This is a genomic window from Hymenobacter terrestris, assembly GCF_013377905.1.
In the GTDB taxonomy this organism is placed as follows: domain Bacteria; phylum Bacteroidota; class Bacteroidia; order Cytophagales; family Hymenobacteraceae; genus Hymenobacter; species Hymenobacter terrestris.
In genome coordinates, this window is the sequence record NZ_JABKAV010000111.1 from 1 (window position 1) to 5,894 (window position 5,894).

The 5,894-nt window shown below is 62.2% G+C and carries 4 protein-coding genes; 3 read left to right on the forward strand and 1 reads right to left on the reverse strand.

Features of this window, described 5'->3' with window-relative positions; genetic code table 11:
* Nucleotides 1-166: 166 nt before the first annotated feature.
* Nucleotides 167-2,782: a YfhO family protein gene (locus HW556_RS17805; protein WP_176901471.1), complete on the forward strand. Its 2,616-nt coding sequence runs from the start codon at nt 167-169 to the stop codon at nt 2,780-2,782.
* A gap of 101 nt (nt 2,783-2,883) precedes the next feature.
* A complete protein-coding gene (locus HW556_RS17810) occupies nt 2,884-3,843 on the forward strand; it encodes a 1-aminocyclopropane-1-carboxylate deaminase/D-cysteine desulfhydrase (RefSeq protein WP_246289714.1) in 960 nt (319 codons plus the stop codon).
* On the opposite strand, the gene HW556_RS17815 is transcribed toward HW556_RS17810, so the two are convergent.
* Nucleotides 3,840-5,054, reverse strand: coding sequence for a hypothetical protein (locus HW556_RS17815; RefSeq protein ID WP_176901472.1), 1,215 nt, complete (start codon nt 5,052-5,054; stop codon nt 3,840-3,842). The two genes, HW556_RS17810 and HW556_RS17815, sit on opposite strands and share 4 nt — an antisense overlap.
* 113 nt (nt 5,055-5,167) lie before the next feature.
* Here HW556_RS17815 and HW556_RS17820 point away from each other — a divergent pair, with 113 nt between their 5' ends.
* Nucleotides 5,168-5,797 carry a DUF4230 domain-containing protein gene (locus HW556_RS17820; RefSeq protein ID WP_176901473.1) on the forward strand — a complete coding sequence of 210 codons (630 nt, stop codon included), beginning with the start codon at nt 5,168-5,170 and terminating at the stop codon, nt 5,795-5,797.
* The last annotated feature ends 97 nt before the right edge of the window (nt 5,798-5,894 follow it).

Sequence of the window (5,894 nt, forward strand, 5' to 3'; positions counted from 1 at the left end):
TGACATTGGTCTACTATGGCAACGGCTTCACGCGAGATTCTTCGCCGCGTTCTGAATGACGTTGTTTCTGCTCAGCGTTCTTTTTGCCCGGCTCGTCTTTCGCTACTTCTCCCCCCGCTACATCTATTACCTTCGGGCTTCTGATTCCGACTTCTTTTCAAGCCGAATGACTACTCTTCTTCGCCCCACGCCCGCGCCGCTGTGGCGCCGGGTGCTGCCACACCTGCTGGCGCTGCTGTTTTTCCTGGCGCTGGCCAGCCTGTATTTCGCCCCGATTCTGTTCGAGGACAAAACCCTGGCCCAGCACGACATCGTGCAGTTTAACGGAGGTGCCCGCGAGGCGGCGCTGCACCGCGAGGCCACTGGCGAGGAAGCACTCTGGACGAACTCCATGTTCTCGGGCATGCCCACTTACCTCATCAGCACCCGTTTTCCGGGCGATTTGAGCATTTACCTGCACAAGCTGTTCACGCTCGATTTGCCGGCCGTGGTGGCCAACCTGTTTCTGGCGCTGGTGTGCGGCTACGCGCTGGGGCTGGCGCTGGGCCTCTCACCGCTGCTGAGCGCGGTGGGCGCGGTGGCGCTGGGCTTCACGAGCTACAACCTCATTATTCTGGCTGCTGGCCACAACACCAAGAGCCTAGCGCTGGCCTACGCGCCGCTGGTGCTGGCGGGTTTGCTCGTCACGTTCCGGCGCAACAAGTGGCTAGGCATGGCGCTGTTTACGCTGGGGCTGGCCATGAACATCCGCTCCAATCATCTCCAGATAACCTACTACCTGCTCCTGCTGGTGTTGGTTTTTGGGGTGGTAGAGCTGGTTTTTGCCTTTAAGGAGAAGCGCCTGCCTGAGTTCTTCACGCGCACAGCCATGCTGGCCGTGGGCGCGCTGCTGGCGGCGGGCGTGAGCTTTGGTCGCCTGTATACCACGCTCGAATACGGCCAGTACAGCATCCGGGGCCGCTCGGAGCTGACGACCCCGCCACCCGCCGCGCCCGGCCAGCCGGTGTCGCAGGACCCGGTAGACGAGGGTTCGGGCCTCAACCGTGAGTATGCTTTCAGCTACAGCTACGGCATCGGCGAAACGGCCACCCTGCTGATTCCTAACTTCTACGGCGGCGCGTCGCAGATGAAGCTGAGCGAAAATTCGGCTACCGGCAAGGCCCTGGTGGCGGCCGGCGTACCGCCCGCGCAGCTCACCGATTACCTAGCCCAGATGCCGACCTACTGGGGCGACCAGCCGATTACGAGCGGGCCGGTGTACGTGGGCGCGGTGGTGTTTTTCCTGTTTGTGCTGGGGCTGATGGTGGCTGACCGGCGCACCCGCATCTGGCTGCTGGTGGGCACGTTGCTGTCCATTATGCTGGCCTGGGGCAAGAACTTCGAGACGTTCAACTACCTGATGTTCGACCTGTTTCCGGGCTACAACAAGTTCCGGGCCGTGAGCATGGCGCTGGTAATTGCCCAACTGGCCATGCCGGTACTGGCGGTACTGGCCCTGGCGCGGGTGCTACGGGGCCGCCCCGGCTTCGCGCCGGCCACCCCGGCCGCGCCCATCAGCAGCCACCCCAGCCTGGCTGCCCTGGCCGGCCGGCCGCTTGATGATACGGATACGACTTACCTGAAAAAGCATGTGCTGCGGGCCCTGGCCATTACGGCCGGCCTGTGCGTGCTGGCCTTCCTGGTGGGTCTGGTTTCTGATTTTGCCGCTCCCATAGATGCCCAGCTCCAGCAGGGCGGCTTCCCGCTCGAAGCCATCCGGGCCGACCGGGCATCGCTGCTCAACAACGATGTGTTCCGCTCACTGCTGTTTATGGCGCTGGCGGCCGGGGTGCTGTGGTTTTTCCTGCAACGCAAGCTTTCCGCCGGCATGGCTGCCGCGCTGGTGGGTTTGCTGACGCTGGTTGATTTGTGGGGCGTGGATAAGCGCTACCTCAACGACGACAATTTCCAGCGCGAAACTGTGGCCGAGCAGTTTGTGCCTTCAGCCGTAGATGAGCAGATTTTGCAGGACAAGGACCTGAGCTACCGGGTGCTGAATATGGCTAACCCATTTAATGATGCCCAGACCTCTTATTATCACAAGAGCATCGGGGGCTACCACGGCGCCAAGCTGCGCCGCTACCAGGATTTGATTGAGCGCCAGATTTCGCCCCAGCTCCAGCGCATCTACACCGAGAACCGGCCCGACGCGGCCCCGGTGCTCAACATGCTCAACACGCGTTACCTCATCACGCCGCCCGCCGAAAAGCAGCCCGCCCAGGCCATCCGCAACCCCGGTGCGCTGGGCAACGCCTGGTACGTGAGCCAAGTGCAAAGCGTGCAGAGCCCCGACCAGGAAATAAAGGCTCTGACGACGCTCGACCCCGCCACCACGGCCGTTGTGGACGCCAGCAAGTTCCCCGGTCTGAAGGCCAGCTACGCCGCCGAGGGCTCTACCATCGCCCTGACCAAGTACTCGCCCAACGCCCTCACCTACCGCACCACCGCCGTGCAGAACGGGCTGGTAGTGTTCTCGGAAATCTACTACGCCGACGGCTGGCAGGCTTATTTGGATGGCAAGCCAGTGCCCCATTTGCGGGTTGATTACGTGCTGCGCGCCATGCCGGTACCGGCCGGCACGCACACTATCGAGTTCAAGTTCGAGCCCACCGCCTACGCCCTGGGCAACACCGTGTCGTTGGTATCGTCGGTACTCCTGATTCTGCTGCTGCTGGGAGCTGCCTATTATGCAATCCGGGTTCAGCCAGCCAGCGAGCAGCCGGGCGAGTTGGTGGCAGGCTAAGTGCCGGCTGACAGCAGCCTGCACTAAAGGGACTACAGGATTGTAGCGCGAAGCTTTGGCTTCGCGTATCGTTGCTGACTGACAAACCAAGTCGTTCAACGATGCGCGAAGCAGAAGCTTCGCGCTACAACTTTGTGCTGTCAACTCATCCCAACATGAACTCACCAGCGCCCAAATTCATCATTTCCGAACTTGGCGAGTATCACGGCGTGCAGTTCCTGCTGGCTCGCGACGAGCTGACGCACCCGGAGCTACCGGGCAACAAGTGGCGCAAGCTGAAGTACAATCTGCAGGAAGCCGACCGGCTGGGGCTGAACACGCTGCTCACGTTTGGCGGGGCCTATTCCAACCACCTGGCAGCCGTGGCCGCTGCCGGCCGCCTCCTGGGCCGCCGTACCGTGGGCTTCGTGCGCGGCGACGAGCTGGCCGGCCAGCCCCTCAACCCCACCCTGGCCCGCGCCCGCACCGACGGCATGGAGCTGCACTTCCTCGACCGCGAAACCTACCGCCGCAAGCACGAGCCGGAAGTGCTGGCTACTTTACTGCACGAAACAGGCCCGGCTTACGTGCTGCCCGAAGGCGGTACCAACGCGCTGGCATTGCCCGGCTGCGCCGAGCTGGCCCGCGAGCTGCTGGTCCGCACCGATTTCGATGTATTGGCTGTGGCATGCGGCACCGGTGGCACACTAGCCGGCCTGCTCAGCGGCCTCGACGGCCAGCGCCAGGCTCTGGGCATAGCCGCCCTTAAAGGCGCCGATTTTCTGCGCGCCGATATCAACCAGCTAACCCAGCAAGCCACCGGCCGCACCTACACCAACTGGGAGCTGCGCACCGACTACCACGGCGGCGGCTACGCCCGCCTCATGCCGGAGCTGCGGCAGTTTATCGTTGACTTCCAGCAACGGCACGGCATCCTACTCGACCCTATTTACACCAGCAAATTACTTTTCGGGCTCTTTGATTTAGCTGCGAAGGGCCCTTTCCAGCGCGGCAGCACGGTCATGGCTATCCACACCGGCGGCTTGCAGGCCTGGGGCGGGTTCGGGGGAGAGCCGGGTTAGTCCCCCGCTCCGGCGGCCGACAGTGGTTGCTGCAATTCAGCCGACCTGGCAACAGCCAAGCCAGCCAGCGCGAATATGCAGGGCAGCAGCGGGACGATAAAGCGTACATCCCAGTCGTCGATGGTCATCATCACCATAACGGTTTGCAGCCCTATTACGGCCGCCAAAAACGTCCGGGCGGGCAGCCAAGAGGCGCCGCGCAGACCGCGCCAGGCCAGCCAGTAGCTGGGATAGATGAAGAGGACAATCAGAAGGATGTGCGACCAGGAATAGTAGCTTTTGATGTAGAAGAACAAAGTCAATCCCTTCAGAACCGCCAGCTTACCGAAATAAAAGGGGTTGGCGGCCATAAAGTACACCAGTCGCAGCACCGGCTTTAAATCAGCGGGCGGAAACCAAAGTGGCTCGGTTGGCTCCAGCAGCCAGCCATTGTAGCCCCCGATTACGTTACCCTGCAGGTAGGTTTCAATCAGCGTGAAGGTGAACAGCAGCTTGTTGAGCACCCACCAACCTAGTGGGGCCAGCAAGGCCAGCCCGGCCAGCGACCAGCGGAAGGCCCGCTGGCCGGGCCGCTGCCACAAGTAAGCCAGCCCGGCCAGGGCAGCCGCAGCCGTTGCAATAAACCCGTTGGGCCGCACGGCCCCGAACAGCACCAGCGTAGCTACCAGTAGCAGCCAGCGCCCACTCGCCGGCCGTCGCACGCGCACCAGGGCCCAGAACACGAAGACAAGCGCACTAATAAAAAGCGACTCGGTGAGCAGAAACCAGTTAAACCGCTGCACATCGGGCCAGCCGACCAGGGCAGCAGTGGCCAGTGCCGCGGGTAGCCAGTCGACCGGCGAGGGGGTTAGGCGACGCATAGTGGCATAGAAAGCCCGGGCCGCCAGTCCGCTGAGCGCCACCTGCGCTAGCACGATGCCCCACCAGCCTGTACCCAGCTTTAGCCAGAGCGCCATGAATAGCGGATAACCCACATAGCGTAGGTTGTGGCCGCCGGCAAACTGCCAGCCGTCGGCAATTTGCCGGGCGTAGTACAGGTAGCGGGCGCTGTCGTGCATGTGGCGCGGGCCGTGGTTTTGCACCAGTTGCAACAGCTGCATCAGCGCCCATAAGCCCACCAGCAGCCAACCGTGCCGCCGCCGCAACCAGCGCCCGGCCGGGCTAGCAACAGCAGCGCGGGCAGCAGATAACAGTCGGAAATGAAGCGGCATTGGGACAAAGAACGGCAGGATTACGAAAAGCGCACGCCAGCCCCGCGCTGGTTTTCTCCGTATCCTACCTCAACCATTCCTCCGCACTAACTCTGCCATTTATTCACTCACAGATGCCCCAATTACTACGCCGTCTACTACCCCTGCTGTTTCTAGTGGGACTGGGGTGGTTTCTTTGGACCAAAGTGCGCCCCGCACTGGCCGATTTCGAGAACCCGCTCAACCCCCAACCCCGCATTACTGTCACCCACAACACGGTGCTGCAAAAGGTGGAGGCGCTGGGCCGCATGGAGCTGGTGCGCTATGAATTCCGCGACGTGGTGGAGTACAAGAAGAGCACCTACCGCTTCCTGCCCGACGCCAAAGTGGCCCTCATTGTGGCTGGCAACGCCATCGGCTGCCTCGATTTGCGAAAGCTGCGTCCCCAGGATGTAGTGTTGGAAGGCGACTCCATTGTGCGCGTGGCGTTGCCGGCGCCCGAGCTGTGCGTGTGGCAAATTGACCATAGCAAAAGCAAGGTCTACAGCATTGAAAATGGCTTTTTCCAGGATGCTGAGCTGGTTGATGCGGGCTATAAATATGCCGAGGCCAACGTGCGCCGGGCCGCCCTTAACTCCGGCATTCTGGCCCAAACCGAGCAGAATGCCCAGCAAATTCTCAAGCCCATGCTCGAAACTATGACCGGCCGCCGCGTTATCCTGAGCCGGCAGATGCAGAACCCACAGATGCCAGCGAAGCAATAAGCGCGACGTAGGGGTGGGGCTTGTCCCCGCCCGCCGTTGAACGGAATCAGTGGAATGATGCGTACGGCGGGCGGGGGGAAACCCCCCCCCCCACCCC